This is a genomic window from Burkholderia sp. 9779_493 (assembly GCF_015712215.1).
In the GTDB taxonomy this organism is placed as follows: Bacteria; Pseudomonadota; Gammaproteobacteria; order Burkholderiales; family Burkholderiaceae; genus Burkholderia; species Burkholderia cenocepacia.
In genome coordinates this window covers 180130-194573 of record NZ_JACCQA010000004.1, presented here as the reverse complement: position 1 = coordinate 194573, position 14444 = coordinate 180130, and the positions used below count along the sequence as shown (strand labels likewise).

General features: G+C 67.6%; 12 protein-coding genes and 1 other RNA gene. 9 read left to right on the top strand and 4 right to left on the bottom strand.

The features are described 5' to 3' along the window. Nucleotides 1–323: 323 nt before the first annotated feature. The 4 genes from ompA to ssrA all read left to right on the top strand — a co-directional run bounded on the left by ompA (nt 324) and on the right by ssrA (nt 2957). A complete protein-coding gene (ompA, locus tag H0X95_RS05560) occupies nt 324–992 on the top strand; it encodes an outer membrane protein OmpA (RefSeq protein ID WP_006476579.1) in 669 nt (222 codons plus the stop codon). A gap of 152 nt (nt 993–1144) precedes the next feature. Then, nucleotides 1145–1843 (top strand): bifunctional 2-polyprenyl-6-hydroxyphenol methylase/3-demethylubiquinol 3-O-methyltransferase UbiG, encoded by a 699-nt coding sequence (gene ubiG, locus H0X95_RS05555; protein WP_006486844.1) that lies wholly within the window; start codon nt 1145–1147, stop codon nt 1841–1843. A 13-nt stretch (nt 1844–1856) separates the two neighbouring features. After that, the gene (gene gph / locus H0X95_RS05550; protein ID WP_060213651.1) at nt 1857–2570 is read left to right on the top strand and encodes a phosphoglycolate phosphatase; all 714 of its coding nucleotides are present in this window, start codon (nt 1857–1859) and stop codon (nt 2568–2570) included. Nucleotides 2571–2587: 17 nt separating this feature from the next. Then, nucleotides 2588–2957, top strand: a transfer-messenger RNA (tmRNA) gene (gene ssrA / locus H0X95_RS05545). 247 nt (nt 2958–3204) lie between these two features. Here ssrA and H0X95_RS05540 read toward each other — a convergent pair. The 3 genes from H0X95_RS05540 to H0X95_RS05530 form a co-directional block, all read right to left on the bottom strand. Further along, entirely contained in the window at nt 3205–3558 is a 354-nt protein-coding gene (locus H0X95_RS05540) for a DUF4148 domain-containing protein (RefSeq protein ID WP_006486887.1), read from the bottom strand. Between the two features lie 345 nt (nt 3559–3903). Next, the gene (locus tag H0X95_RS05535) at nt 3904–4173 is read right to left on the bottom strand and encodes a hypothetical protein (RefSeq protein ID WP_006486884.1); all 270 of its coding nucleotides are present in this window, start codon (nt 4171–4173) and stop codon (nt 3904–3906) included. A 100-nt stretch (nt 4174–4273) separates the two neighbouring features. Further along, on the bottom strand, nt 4274–5380 hold the full coding sequence (locus tag H0X95_RS05530; RefSeq protein ID WP_109341657.1) for a substrate-binding domain-containing protein: 1107 nt from the start codon (nt 5378–5380) through the stop codon (nt 4274–4276). Between the two features lie 131 nt (nt 5381–5511). On the opposite strand from H0X95_RS05530, the gene H0X95_RS05525 reads away from it, so the two are divergent. Genes H0X95_RS05525 through H0X95_RS05510 form a run of 4 tightly spaced genes read left to right on the top strand, consistent with a single transcriptional unit; the run spans nt 5512 to nt 10814 of the window. Then, nucleotides 5512–6012 (top strand): NAD(P)H-dependent oxidoreductase subunit E, encoded by a 501-nt coding sequence (locus H0X95_RS05525; protein ID WP_196445936.1) that lies wholly within the window; start codon nt 5512–5514, stop codon nt 6010–6012. Then, the gene (locus tag H0X95_RS05520; RefSeq protein WP_196445935.1) at nt 6009–7586 is read left to right on the top strand and encodes a formate dehydrogenase beta subunit; all 1578 of its coding nucleotides are present in this window, start codon (nt 6009–6011) and stop codon (nt 7584–7586) included. Before H0X95_RS05525 ends, H0X95_RS05520 begins: the two co-directional genes overlap by 4 nt. Nucleotides 7587–7603: 17 nt before the next feature. Further along, on the top strand, nt 7604–10555 hold the full coding sequence (fdhF, locus tag H0X95_RS05515) for a formate dehydrogenase subunit alpha (RefSeq protein WP_059721544.1): 2952 nt from the start codon (nt 7604–7606) through the stop codon (nt 10553–10555). Nucleotides 10556–10562: 7 nt separating this feature from the next. Continuing rightward, nucleotides 10563–10814, top strand: a complete 252-nt coding sequence (locus tag H0X95_RS05510) for a formate dehydrogenase subunit delta (RefSeq protein WP_006486928.1) — start codon at nt 10563–10565, stop codon at nt 10812–10814. A 6-nt stretch (nt 10815–10820) separates the two neighbouring features. Here the strand turns inward: H0X95_RS05510 and H0X95_RS05505 are convergent, their stop codons facing one another. After that, entirely contained in the window at nt 10821–12467 is a 1647-nt protein-coding gene (locus H0X95_RS05505; RefSeq protein WP_196445934.1) for an FAD-dependent monooxygenase, read from the bottom strand. Nucleotides 12468–12597: 130 nt separating this feature from the next. On the opposite strand from H0X95_RS05505, the gene H0X95_RS05500 reads away from it, so the two are divergent. Then, a complete protein-coding gene (locus tag H0X95_RS05500; protein ID WP_408733128.1) occupies nt 12598–14433 on the top strand; it encodes a tetratricopeptide repeat protein in 1836 nt (611 codons plus the stop codon). The last annotated feature ends 11 nt before the right edge of the window (nt 14434–14444 follow it).

Below are 14444 nucleotides of genomic sequence, written 5' to 3'. Positions count from 1 at the left end.
CACGCACACGAGTAAACAACTGCACGCATTCGCGCAATTTCGCCGCCCCGCTCTTGACAATCTCTAAAAGTTACGGCAGGCCGGTGTTGCGCATGCACCACAAAGTTGAAGCGATCTTGGGGTGGGGAGGATTTTTTTTCGTAGGAAGGGAACGATATGGCAAAATGCCAACGCACTGAAAGTTAGACGCTGCTCGAAGTCTACACAGAGCGGTGCCGCGTTTTTTGTGCCGCACCAATGTTATACTTCGAGCAATGTATGACTTGTCACCGTCAACAGGCTCGCAGTAAACCTGCGGTAATCTCAATTTCGAGAGGAGAAATATGAATAAACTTTCAAAGCTCGCGTTCATTGCAGCTACCGCAGTTATGGCTGCATCCGCTTCGGCACAGTCGGTGCCGGCGTCGCGTCAAGCCGTCAATGACAACTGGGTGAACGGCACGGGCGAATGGGTGTGGATGAACGGCACGAACGAGCTCTGCTGGCGCGATGCGTTCTGGACGCCGGCCACCGCCAACGCGAAGTGCGATGGCGCACTGGTCGCCCAGGCACCGCAGCCGCCGGTCGCTCCGGTCGCTCCGGCCATCACGAGCCAGAAGATCACGTATCAAGCTGACGCACTGTTCGACTTCGACAAGGCAACGCTCAAGCCGCTGGGCAAGCAAAAGCTGGACGAACTGGCTTCGAAGATCGAAGGCATGAACACGGAAGTGGTCGTCGCAACGGGCTACACGGACCGCATCGGTTCGGACAAGTACAACGACCGTCTGTCGCTGCGCCGTGCGCAAGCCGTGAAGTCGTACCTGGTCAGCAAGGGTGTGCCGGCCAACAAGATCTACACGGAAGGCAAGGGCAAGCGCAACCCGGTTACGACCGGCTGCAACCAGAAGAACCGCAAGCAACTCATCGCCTGCCTCGCACCGGACCGCCGCGTGGAAGTCGAAGTGGTTGGTACGCAGCAAGTGCAGAAGACGACCGTTCCGGCAAACTAAGCCGCGGTTTTCGACTGCTTCAAAGCCCCGCTCCGGCGGGGCTTTTTCATTGACGCCCGTCCAGGCGCTCGCTGGCCTCGTGGTCCGCCCGCTTATATACTCGGGGCTGACGCACCGAAGCACCGCCCTCCTCTCGTAGCCCGTTTGCCGACATGACCAACGCCGATCCGCACGAACTCCAGAAATTCAGCGACCTCGCCCACCGTTGGTGGGATCCGAATGCCGAATTCAAACCGCTGCACGACCTGAACCCGGTCCGGCTCGGCTGGATCGACGCGCATGCGCATCTGGCCGGCAAGCGCGCACTCGACATCGGCTGCGGCGGCGGCATCCTGTCCGAATCGATGGCCGGGCTCGGCGCCCAGGTGAAAGGCATCGACCTGTCGACCGAAGCGCTCGGCGTGGCCGACCTGCACAGCCTCGAAAGCGGCATTTCGGTCGATTACGAGGCGATCGCCGCCGAAGCGATCGCCGCGCGCGAACCGGGTACCTACGACGTCGTCACCTGCATGGAAATGCTCGAGCACGTGCCGTCGCCGGGCGATGTCGTGGCCGCGTGCGCGACGCTCGTGAAGCCGGGCGGCTGGGTGTTCTTCTCGACGCTGAACCGCAACCTGAAGTCCTACCTGTTCGCCGTGATCGGCGCGGAGTACATCGCGCAAATGCTGCCGAAGGGTACGCACGATTACGCGCGCTTCATCCGCCCGTCGGAGCTGGCCGGCTTCGTGCGTGCGACGGATCTGCACATCGTCGAGATCAAGGGCATCACGTATCACCCGATCGGCAAGCGCTTCGCGCTGTCGAACGACACCGACATCAACTACCTCGTCGCGTGCCGCCGCGGCGCGTGACTCCCCGACCGGCATGACGACTCCCCTTTCGACCGCGCGGATCGCCGACGAACCGCGCCTGCTGCACTGCGATGCGGTCCTGTTCGACCTGGACGGCACGCTCGCCGACACGGCGCCCGATCTCGCGGCAGCTGTCAACAAGATGCAGCGCGAACGCGGCCTGCCCGAAACGTCGCTCGACGTGTTGCGGCCGCTGGCCTCGGCCGGCGCGCGCGGGCTGCTCGGCGGCGCGTTCGGCATCGACCCGCACACGCCGGGCTACGACGCGATGCGCGACGAGTTCCTCGCCAACTATGCGACCGATCTGTGCGTGCATACCACGCTGTTCCCGGGCATCCGCGACGTGCTCGACGAACTTGATGCGCGCGGCGTGCGCTGGGGCATCGTCACGAACAAGGCGATGCGGCTCACGGCACCGCTCGTCGAGCTGCTCGGCCTCGCGTCGCGCGCCGCATGCGTCGTCGGGGGCGACACAACGCCGCACTCGAAGCCGCATCCGGCCCCGCTGCTGCATGCAGCCGGCCAGCTGACGCTCGCGCCCGCGCGCATCGTCTACGTCGGCGACGACCTGCGCGACATTCAGGCCGGCAGCGCCGCCGGCATGGCCACGGTCGCGGCCGCATACGGCTATTGCGGCGACGGTATCGCGCCGGCCGACTGGCAGGCCCAGCACCTCGTCGACACGACGCAGGAACTGCGGGACCTGCTGCGCGATGTTGGGCTATAATGTTTGATCTTATCCGCGGGGGCGACCTGGTTTCGACAGGGGTTGTGAAGCGGCTAGGGCATGTCGAGGACCCGTCACCTCGTTAATCAATGGGAAAATCGTAACTGCAAACGACGATACGTTCGCACTGGCAGCCTAAGGGCCGCCGTCCTCTGCCTAGTTCACTGACGGGCTAGTGTCGCAAGACCGGTAGCAATACCGACAGAGGTCATTTACGTCAGTTAAGCCCTGTCGGCGTCGCGACGCCAGGGTCGAAAATCTAGCGAATCGCCGTAGTGCAGCGTGTTCGTCCGCGTCGCTGCGGTTAAATCAAAAGACTGGACTAAACATGTAGAACTAGTCGTGGAGCGCTTCTGGACGCGGGTTCGATTCCCGCCGCCTCCACCAAATTCCGCGCTCGTCGCACGAACCCCGCAAGACGCAAGTCTGCGGGGTTTTTTGTTGCCGACGAAACGCACGTCCGACCCTTCCGAAAAAGCGCCCAGCCACGGGCGGGCCGGGCGGAATGCCGCCGGCGTTCCGGCGACAGGAGGTGACGGATGTTCTGCCGCGCCCGCGCCATCATCGCTTGCGCGGGGCAGCGGCCGGCCCGGCGGTCAGGCGTCGCGCCTGCCCGCACCGGGCGATGTACGACTTAGCTGCCGCGATACAGCGACTTCATTTCTTCCGCGCTGGCCGGGCGCACGCCCATCGCACGCGAACCCGATGCCGATGCGCCCTGTGCCTGCGCACCGTAGCCGCTGACGTCGGCGCCTTGCGCTTGCGCCAGTGCACTGCGCTGCTGCTCCGCGATACGCGCCGTTGCGGCCTGGATCGCTTCCGGATAATGCGGATCTTCGCCACGGGCGGAGTTGTAACCGGCCTGCTGGAGCTGAACCAGTTCGGCACGGACCTGCGCACGGGTGATCGTCGAACCCGACTGGGCGAACGACACGACCGGGGCAACGAGAGCGGCAGCAACGACAACAGCTTGAACGAGCGACTTCATGATGACCTACCTCCAGGTTTGTCTGATTCGGCGGTGAACACGTTGATCAGCGCCGACAAACCGAAGTTTATGTAGGTGGATGCTTAAGAATAAGGCAGGTTTCAGGAAGACATCCTTCCTGATTTACGGGTTAACCCTGAATCACCGTCGATATGACGCGCAGGCGAACGGTCGCGGGGTCGTCCCCGCATTGCAGGAAATGCCTGCCCCAAAGCACAAGCCCCGCGAAGCGGCAGGCTTCGCGGGGCTCGAACAAAGCGGATCGGGCGCAATCGGTTGTCAGTTGATCCGGCTGCTGTCCAGAGGACAGGCGCCTCACCCGGGCGCAAGCACACAGCCTGCGCGTTACCGGCTATCCATCGGGCACTTCAGGTTGCAGCCGTTCGGATCGCCCAGGTCCCCCTTACGGCGCAATGCCGACTTCTTGCTGCCCTGGTATTTCTGCGACGGCGCCGACGCCGCGAACGGCATCTGCGGATGTTCGTTCAGGCGAAACTGTTCGCTCAGGATCCCGCCGGGCACACCCGGGGAATTCTGCGCGAACGCAAACGGCGAAGCGACGACCAGCAGCCCCGCGGTCAACGCTGCCGCGGCAAGGGGAACGGAAAATTTCATGGCGGATGACGCCTGAACGGCGTGCTTGTTGGAACGTTGATCAAGCGGCAAGCGTAGCGCAAATCCCCCACTGCTGCAGCGCGGTTCGATCGCGTCTTCGTTACCGGGAATTGCCGTCAGACGCGCTCGCGCCGTCGCTGCCGGCCAGCCCGGTCGCGATGCACTCCAGCGCGCCGCACGCGGCCGGATCGTAGCCGTCGAGATGCGCGACCCGTTCGACGAACCGTGCGTCGCGCAGCAGCGCCAGCACGTCGGCGAGCGGCCGCACATCGAGCCGGGCGCGCTCGCAGGCGAAGTAATAGTCCTCGTCGACGACCGGAATGAAGTCGAGCCCGAAATGACGGGCGGCCGGCTCGACACCGAAACCGAGATCGGCCATGCCGCTCGCGACGAACGCCGCGATCGCCGAATGCGTGAGTTCGGCCGACGCATAGCCGTCGATGCGCTCCGGATCGATGCCGATCGCGCGCAACGCGAGATCCAGCAGCATGCGCGTGCCCGACCCTGGCTGGCGATTGACGAAGCGGATGTCGTTGCGTGCCAGATCCGCCAGCCCGCGGACCTGCTTCGGATTGCCGCGCGGGACGAACAGCCCCTGCTGGCGGCGCGTCAGATGAATCAGCACGTGGCGCGTGTCGTCGAGCCAGGGCCGGTAGATTTGCGCGCACTGCGCGCGAAACGCGCCGCGCGGCAAATGAAAGCCGGCGAGATCGCATTCGCCGCGGACGAGCGCCTGCACGGCCTCGACGCTCTCGCGATACTTGATGTCGACGGCCGCCTGCGCATCGACGAGCGCGGAGACGAGCGCCGCGACCGCGTAACCGTGCGACGCATGAATGCGCACGGCGCCATCGCGCTGCGCGAGCCGCCGGTTGAGCTCGCTAGCCACCTCCGCCGCCAGCGTACGCAGGTTCCCGTCGAGGCGGCTGCGCGCCAGACGCTGCGCATCGACGACCGCCTGCCCGAGCGCCGACAGCGTCGAACCCTTGCCGCGTGCGGTTTCGATCAATTCCCCGCCGATGCACGACTCCAGCGCGCGCAGCATGCCCCACGCGTGCCGGTACGACAGTCCCTTCGCTTGCGCGGCCTGCGCAATGCTGCCCGTATCGGCCACGAGCTCCAGCAGCGGCGCGACGTCGGACAGACTGGCCGAACGGCCTTCGGTGTCGCGTACGGTCAGATACGCGTCGCATTCGATTCGAATCAATTATGCACTCCGATTTCCTATTGCGACCGCGAAATCTTCCGCTTATCGTTGGTCGAAATCAATCAGAACGAAGTCCCGATGCGCACTATATGAATTTCGAGCGCATATGAGACTTTGGAGGAGCATAACCGATGTCCCCGAATTCCCCTGCGCCCGACGCGCTCGTCGGGCGCCATGCGCACGCCGGCCGGTCGCTCGTCGCGATCCTGCACGCGATCCAGGACGACGCGGGCTACGTGCCGCCGGGCTGCGTCGCGCCGCTCGCCAAAGCGCTGAACCTGTCGCGCGCGGAAGTGCACGGCGTGCTGACCTACTACCACCATTTCCGCACCGCGCCGCCCGCGCGCGTGACGATCCAGATGTGCCGTGCCGAAGCGTGCCGCAGCATGGGCTGCGAAACGCTCGCCGCTCATGCGGAAGCCCGCACGGGCTGCCGGTTCGACGCCGCGCACGGCGATGCCGCCGCGCCCCACGCGCCGGACGACGTCGCGCTCCAATCGGTCTACTGCCTCGGGCTATGTGCGCAATCGCCGTCGATGACGGTCAACGGCGTGCTCCACGCGAAGGTCACGCCGGAGAAGTTCGACGCGCTGCTGGCCGACGCGGTCGCCCACACGCAGGAGCTGGCATGACGACCCGCATCTACGTTCCGCGCGATTCGTCCGCGCTGGCGCTCGGCGCCGACGCGCTCGCCGCCGCGATCGTGGCCGAAGCCGAACGGCGCGGCGTCGCGATCGAACTGGTTCGCAACGGTTCGCGCGGGCTGCTGTGGCTCGAGCCGCTCGTCGAGGTCGGGACGGCCGCGGGCCGCGTCGGCTATGCGAACCTGTCGGCCGCCGACGTGCCCGCCCTGTTCGACGCCAACTGGCTCGACGGCGGCACGCATCCGAGCAGTGTCGGCCTCGTCGACGCACTGCCCTACCTCGCCCGTCAGCAGCGACTCACGTTCGCGCGCATCGGCCTGACCGATCCGCTGTCGATCGACGACTATCTGCAACACGGCGGCCTCGCCGGCCTGAAGAACGCACTGGCGCTCGACGGCGATGCCGCCTGCGAAACGCTGATCGAATCGGGGCTGCGCGGCCGCGGCGGCGCGGCATTCCCGGCCGGCATCAAGTGGCGTACCGTGCGGCAAGCACGCGCCACGCAGAAATACATCGTCTGCAACGCGGACGAAGGCGATTCGGGCACGTTCTCCGACCGCCTGCTGATGGAGTGCGATCCGTACTGCCTGATCGAAGGAATGATCATCGCGGGCGTCGCCACCGGCGCGACGGTCGGCTACATCTACGTGCGCAGCGAATACCCGCACGCGATCGCCACGCTCGAAGCCGCGATCGTCCGCGCGCGTGAAGCCGGCTGGCTCGGCGAGCACGTGCTCGGCTCCGCGCATGCGTTCGAGCTGCAGGTCGCGAAAGGCGCGGGTTCGTACGTGTGCGGCGAGGAAACGGCGCTGCTCGAATCGCTGGAGGGCAAGCGCGGCGTCGTGCGCGCGAAGCCGCCGCTGCCCGCGCTCGCGGGCCTGTTCGGCCAGCCGACCGTCATCAACAACGTGATCACGCTCGCGACGGCGCCGGTGATCTTCGCGCGCGGCGCCGCGTTCTATCGCGATTACGGGATGGGCCGCTCGCGCGGCACGCTGCCGTTCCAGCTGGCAGGCAACATCCGTCACGGCGGCCTCGTCGAGCTTGCGTTCGGCGTCACGCTGCGCGAGCTGCTGTTCGACTTCGGCGGCGGCACGGCCAGCGGCCGGCCGGCCCGCGCCGCGCAGGTCGGCGGCCCGCTCGGCACCTACCTGCCCGACCATCGGTGGGACGTGCCGCTCGACTACGAGGCGTACACGGCGATCGGCGCGGTCGTCGGCCACGGCGGCATCGTGCTGCACGACGACACGTCGAATCTCGCCGAGCTGGCCGAATACGCGATGAAGTTCTGCGCGATCGAATCGTGCGGCAAGTGCACGCCGTGCCGGATCGGTTCGACGCGCGGGGTCGAGACGATCGCGCGGATTCGCGACGGCGACACGTCGGAGCGGCAGGTCACGCTGTTGCGCGACCTGTGCGACACGATGCTCGCCGGTTCGCTGTGCGCGATGGGCGGCATGACGCCGTACCCGGTGCTGTCCGCGCTCGACCATTTCCCCGAAGATTTCGGGCTCGCAGCCGGCAAGGATGCCGCGTCGGGCCCGGTCAAGGCTGCGGCCTGACCCAGAAGGAGCCCTGCATGTCCCTCGACACGAACAACGTCCGCCAAGGCGGCTGCGGCTCGGGCCAATGCGCGTGCAAGAGCGCCGCGCAGGCGCGCGCATTCGACCCATTCGACGAAACCGACTACGGCACGCCGCAACGGCATGCCGACACCGACGTCACGCTCGAAATCGACGGCCAGCCGGTCACGGTGCCGGCCGGCACGTCGGTGATGCGCGCGGCGATCGAAGCCGGCGTCAACGTCCCGAAGCTCTGCGCGACCGATTCGCTCGAACCGTTCGGCTCGTGCCGGCTGTGCCTCGTCGAGATCGAAGGCCGGCGCGGCTATCCGGCGTCGTGCACGACGCCCGCCGAGGCCGGCATGAAGGTGCGCACGCAGTCGGACCGGCTGCAGTCGCTGCGCCGCAACGTGATGGAGCTGTACATCTCCGACCATCCGCTCGACTGCCTCACCTGCCCCGCCAACGGCGATTGCGAGCTGCAGGACATGGCCGGCGTGGTCGGGCTGCGCGAAGTGCGCTACGGCTTCGATGGCGCGAATCACCTGAAGGACACGAAGGACGAATCGAATCCGTACTTCACGTACGATCCGTCGAAGTGTATCGTCTGCAACCGCTGCGTGCGCGCGTGCGAGGAAACGCAGGGCACGTTCGCGCTGACGATCGCCGCGCGCGGCTTCGAATCGCGCGTCGCCGCCGGCGAAAGCGAATCGTTCATGGCATCGGAATGCGTGTCGTGCGGCGCGTGCGTCGCCGCCTGCCCGACGGCCACGCTGCAGGAAAAATCCGTCGTGCAGCTCGGCCAGGCCGAACACTCGGTCGTCACGACCTGCGCGTACTGCGGCGTCGGCTGCTCGTTCAAGGCCGAGATGAAGGGTACGCAGGTCGTGCGCATGACGCCGCACAAGAACGGTCTCGCGAACGAAGGCCACGCCTGCGTGAAGGGACGTTTCGCGTGGGGCTATGCGACGCACAAGGACCGCATCACGAAGCCGATGATCCGCGAGAAGATCACCGACCCGTGGCGCGAAGTGAGCTGGGACGAAGCCCTCACCTACGCGGCGACGCAATTCCGCAAGCTGCAGCAGAAATACGGCCGCGATTCGATCGGCGGCATCACGTCGTCGCGCTGCACGAACGAGGAAACCTATCTCGTGCAGAAGCTCGTGCGCGCCGCGTTCGGCAACAACAACGTCGATACCTGCGCACGCGTGTGCCACTCGCCGACCGGCTATGGCCTCAAGACGACGCTCGGTGAATCGGCCGGCACGCAGACGTTCGCATCGGTCGGCCAGGCCGACGTGATCGTCGTAATGGGCGCGAACCCGACCGACGGCCATCCGGTATTCGGCTCGCGACTGAAGCGGCGCGTACGCGAAGGCGCGAAGCTGATCGTGATCGACCCGCGCCGCATCGACGTCGTCGACGGTCCGCACGTGAAGGCCACGCATCACCTGCAGTTGCGCCCGGGCACCAACGTCGCGATCGTCAATGCGCTGGCGCACGTGATCGTCACCGAAGGGCTGGTGGCCGACGCATTCGTCGCCGAGCGGTGCGAGACGCGCGCGTTCGAGCAATGGCGCGACTTCGTCGCGCAGGCCGACAATTCGCCCGAGGCGACCGCCGACGTGACGGGCGTGCCGGCCGAATTAGTGCGCGAGGCCGCGCGCCTCTATGCGACGGGCGGCAACGCCGCGATCTACTACGGCCTGGGCGTCACCGAACACGCGCAGGGCTCGACGACGGTGATGGGCATCGCCAACCTCGCGATGGCGACCGGCAACGTCGGCCGCGAAGGCGTCGGCGTCAATCCGCTGCGCGGCCAGAACAACGTGCAGGGTTCGTGCGACATGGGCTCGTTCCCGCACGAATTGCCCGGCTACCGGCACATCGGCGACACGGTCGTGCGCACGCAGTTCGAGCAGGCGTGGTCGGCCACGCTGCAGCCGGAGCCGGGGCTGCGCATCCCGAACATGTTCGACGCGGCGCTCGACGGCAGCTTCAAGGGACTCTACTGCCAAGGCGAGGACATCGTCCAGTCGGACCCGAACACGCAGCACGTCGCGGCCGCACTGTCCGCGATGGAATGCATCGTCGTGCAGGACATCTTCCTGAACGAAACCGCGAAATACGCGCACGTGCTGCTGCCGGGCTCGACGTTCCTCGAAAAGGACGGCACGTTCACGAACGCGGAACGCCGGATCTCGCGCGTGCGCAAGGTGATGCCGCCGCTCGCGGGCTACGCGGACTGGGAAGTCACGCTGCTGCTGTCGCAGGCGCTCGGCTACGACATGCACTACACGCATCCGTCGGAAATCATGGACGAGATCGCGCGGCTCACGCCGACCTTCTCGGGCGTGTCGTACGAGAAGCTCGACGCGCTCGGCAGCATTCAATGGCCGTGCAACGAACAGGCGCCGGACGGCACGCCGACCATGCACATCGACACGTTCGTGCGCGGCAAGGGCCGGTTCGTGATCACCAAGTTCATTCCGACGCCGGAGAAGGTCACGCAGCGCTATCCGCTGATCCTGACGACGGGCCGCATCCTGTCGCAATACAACGTCGGCGCGCAGACGCGCCGGACCGAGAACGTTCAGTGGCATGAAGAGGATCGCCTCGAGATCCATCCGCACGACGCGGAAGATCGCGGGATCCGGACCGGCGACTGGGTCGGCATCGAGTCGCGTGCCGGTCAGACCGTGTTGCGCGCGCGGGTGTCCGACCGCATGCAGCCGGGCGTCGTGTACACGACGTTCCACTTCCCTGAATCGGGGGCGAACGTGATCACGACGGACAGTTCCGACTGGGCGACGAACTGCCCCGAATACAAGGTGACGGCCGTGCAGGTGATGCCGGTTGCGCAACCGTCCGACTGGCAGCGCTCGTATGCGCGCTTCAACACGGAGCAGCTCGATCTGCTCGAGCGCCGCGCCGCCGCGCCGGCCGCCGTGACGACAGGCAAGTGAGGCAACCATGGACAACGACCACCTGATCGACATGGCCAACCAGATCGGCGCATTCTTCGAATCGATGCCCGATCGCGACGAAGCGCTGACCGGGATCGCCGAGCATATCCGGCGCTTCTGGGAGCCGCGGATGCGTCGCGCATTCCTCGCCGCGCTCGACGATCCGTCGAGCGAAGCCGGGCAACGCGCGGCGCCGATCGTGCGCGACGCGATCGCCGCGCATCGCGCGGCGCTCGTCCCCGCGGCGGCGCCGGCCTGAGCGCGGCTACGCGGACACCGACATGCCCGCGAACCAGCTTTCGCAGTGGCGCAGCAACGCGTTCGCGTCGGTTGCCGTACGCCCGCGCGCGGCGACATAGCCGTCGGGCCGCAGCAGATAGAACGACGGCCGCGAGCGGCCGTATTCCTGCGCGAGCCCCGCCGCCCCGTCGCCTTCGGCATCGGCGACACGCCACACGCGCACCGCTTCCGGCATGATCCGTTCGAGCCCCTGCACGAGCACCTGCGCGTCGGCCGAGATCGGCGGTACCTCGCCGGCGCCGGTATTCACCGGCTCTTCCAGCAGCAACAGCGTGAAGCTCGCCGGATCGTGAAGATCGTATAACCGCGCCGTGCCGGGCGCGCGACCGAGCGGCCCGTCGAGCACGTGCACGAGTGCATCGGGCGCGCGTTCGCCGGCGCGCGGGCCGCCGTCGAGCACGCGCTCGAGCGTGAGCGGACTCTTCCGGTACTGCACGCCGAGCTCGCTGACCGTGCGCCTGACCGCGTCGCGCATCGGCCCGAACGACGCCAGCAGCGGCACGACATGATCGCGCAGCAGCTTCATCGCGCCGCGCTCGGCTCCGACGACCTGCGTGACGAAACCGGTCTGCCGCAACACGTCGCGCTCGATCGGGTGGCGCTCCGCGTGATACGTGTCGACCAATCGCTCGGGCGCGCCTGCACGGAGGACGCGGGCGAGCTTCCAGCCCAGGTTGAACGCCTCCTGGATGCCGGTGTTCATGCCCTGCGCGCCGGCCGGACTGTGGACGTGCGCGGCGTCGCCCGCGAAGAACACGCGGCCGTGACGCAGCCGGTCGACCATCCGGCTGTGCAGGTGGAAATAGGACGACCATGCAAGATCGCTCGGCGCGATCGATGCGCCGACGCGCGCGCGGATGATCGCGTCGCATTCGTCGAGCGACGGCGCCGGCGCGTCAGGCGACGCATCGCTGCCGGGCGGCCGGTCCGCGACGAGCCGGTAACGACCGCCCCCCATCGGAAACAGGCCCGCGATGCCCGCGGATGTCGTAAACAGGCGGATCTCTTCGTCCGGCCAGTCGGGTATCGCCGCGAAATCGGCAAGCAGGAACGTCTGTTCGAACGCATGCCCGGCAAAGCCCAGGCCGAGCAGATGCCTGACCGTGCTGTGCGCGCCGTCGGCCGCAATCAGGTACGACGGCGTGAACGACTCGTCGCGGCCGTCGGCGCGGCGAAGCGTCACGTCGAGCGACGTGCCGCCCGCGTCGCAGGCGGTCAGCGTCGTACCGCGCTCGACGCTCACGCCCATCCCGGCCAGATGCTCGGCGAGTAGCCGCTCGGTGATGCTCTGGTCGAGGAACATCAGATATGGATAGCGCGTTTGCAGCGGATCGAAATCGAGCCGCGCGATCACGCGGCCGTCGGCATGCAGCTCGGCCGCATGCGCGCGATGACCGAGCGCGAGAAACGGCTCGACCGCGCGATGCTGCTCCAGCAGTTCGAGCGTGCGCGCCTGGATGCCGATCGCACGCGAAAACGGCGCGGGCGCGACGAGACGATCGATGAGGCGCACCGGCACGTGGGCCCGCGCGAGGCTCATCGCCGCGGCAAGGCCGGTCGGCCCCGCGCCGACGATCAGCACGGGCGGGATATCGGACAGTGTGTCAGCCATGAGGACCTCGATGACACGCGATCATGCAAGTCTACGCCGCTCCGCGTGACGGGGCCATATGCCGACCGGCCGATCCGCGGCCCCGCCGCGCGGTGTGGGAAAATACGCGCTTTCCGCCAGTTTTCGCGTCATGGATTCCGCATTCGACCAGGCGTACGCCGCACACCGTGCGGGCCGCCTCGCCGAGGCCGAGCACGGCTATCGCAACGCGCTCGCCTCCAACCCCGCCGACGCCGACGCGCTGCACCTGTTCGGCGTGCTGCGGCACCAGCAGGGCCAGCACGCCGAGGCGGCCGATCTCGTCGGCCGCGCCGTCGCGCTGCGTCCGGACGATGCGGCGCTGCAGCTCAATCTCGGCAACGCGCTGAAAGCGCTCGGCCGGCTCGACGAAGCGATCGACCGCTTTCGCAACGCGCTGACGCTCGCGCCCGAATTTCCGCTCGCGCACTACAACCTCGGCAACGCGTATGCGGCGCTGCAGCGCCACGACGATGCGATCGACGCCTTCCGCCGCGCGCTGCGGCTCACGCCCGACGACGCGTCGATCCACAACAATCTCGGCAACGCGCTGAACGCGCTCGGCCGCCACGACGACGCGCTCGCCGCGTTCGGTCGCGCGCTCGAGCTCCGGCCCGGGCACGCGGGCGCGCACAACAACCTCGCGATGGCGCTGAACGCGATGGGGCGCGCCGACGATGCGATCGCACACTTCCAGGCCGCGATCGCCGCGCAGCCGCGGTTCGTCGCCGCGCATTTCAATCTCGGCAATACGTTCGATGCGGTCGGCCGGCATGCCGAGGCGGCCGCGGCATTCGAAGCCGCGCTCGCGCTGCATCCGCCGTTTCCGCTCGCGCTGTTCGGGCTTGCGAATGCGCTCTGCGCGCAGGCGCGCCACCGCGACGCGCTGCCCTACTACGAACGCGCCGTCGGGCTCGATCCGTCGTTCGGGCTCGCGTGGCTGAATCTCGGCAACGCGCATCACGCGCTCTGCGCGCACGAGATGGCGCTGCGCGCATACGACCAGGCGCTGCGCGTCGCGCCCGATCTCACGCTCGCGCGGCTGCACCGCGCGGTCACGCTGCTGACGCTGCGCGACTTCACGCGCGGCCTACCCGCCTACGAAGCGCGCCACGAGACGCCCGGCGCGACGCCGCTCGGCACGCTGCCGCGCTGGCAGGGCGAGCCGATTGCGTCGCGCACGCTGCTGATCCGCGCGGAACAGGGGTTCGGCGACACACTGCAGTTCGTCCGCTTCGTGCCGCTGGTCCGCGCACGCTGCGCGCGCGTCGTCCTCGAAGTCCAGCCGGAGCTCGTCGCGCTGCTGGCGCCGGCCGCGTCGCGCTGGCGCGTGACGCTCGTCGCGCAGGGCGCCGCGAAGCCGCCTGCCGCGGACGTCGCCTGCACGCTGATGAGCCTGCCGTTCCTGCTCGGGCTTCAGCCGGACGACATCGCCGGCTCGCGCTACCTCGACGCCCCCGACGGCGCCCGCCGGCGCTTTCGCGGCTCGCTCGGCGGGCAGTCGAAGCGCAAGTTCGGCCTGGCCTGGTCGGGACGCCGCCAGGCGCAGGAAAACCGCTCGATGCCGTTCGACGCGCTCGCGCCGCTGCTCGCGCTGCCGGACATCGACTGGATCGTGCTGCAGCCCGCGCTCGACGACGACGAACGGACGCGCGTCGACGCGCATCCGCGCGTGCATCGTCTCGACGGCCGGCTGAACGACTTTGCCGATACGGCCGCGCTGATCGAGCGCCTCGACGGCGTCGTCACGATCGACACGGCGGTCGCGCACCTCGCGGGCGCGCTCGGCAAGCCACTGTGGGTCATGTTGCCGTTCGCAGCCGACTGGCGCTGGTTCACCGGCGACGACTGCCCGTGGTATCCGCGGGCCAGGATCGCGCGCCAGCCTGCACCGGGCGCTTGGCGCGACGTGGCGGCCGCGGTGGCCGACCTGCTGCGCGAAGCATGACCGCAAACGAA